The sequence below is a fragment of the Bradyrhizobium sp. Crot121 genome, assembly GCF_059512385.1.
Window position 1 is genome coordinate 1 of sequence record NZ_JCAMOR010000502.1, and the last position, 357, is coordinate 357.

1 pseudogene is annotated in these 357 nt (G+C 62.2%); it reads right to left on the reverse strand.

The features are described 5' to 3' along the window. A pseudogene (locus AC5ZGW_RS47670) lies at nucleotides 1-327 on the reverse strand (ATP-binding protein); the annotation flags it as partial. Nucleotides 328-357: the final 30 nt, after the last annotated feature.

The following is a 357-nucleotide window of genomic DNA, read 5'->3' on the forward strand; positions in this document are numbered from 1 at the left end:
TGCTGGTAGCGCTCGTCTCGTCGGAGCTGGCCGGGATTGCGGAGGCGAGACGAGTGCGGGGTGGCGTGATCGTAGTCGCGGCTTTTGAATCGCCAGCTTCGTTCCGGTTTCGACGATGTCGCAGTAATGGGTCAGCCGGTCGAGCGGTGCAGTGGTCATCTTGGCGTCGCCGAACACGCTGCGCCACTCGCCGAAGGCAAGTTGGTGCTGACGATGACGGAGGCGCGCTCGTAGAGCCTGCTGACGAGATGGAACAGAAGCTGGCCGCCGGACTGGGCAAAGGGCAATATCCGAGTTCGTCAGGACGATGAAGTCCATCCGGGTCAATGCTCGGCGGGACGGCTTGCAACCTTACAT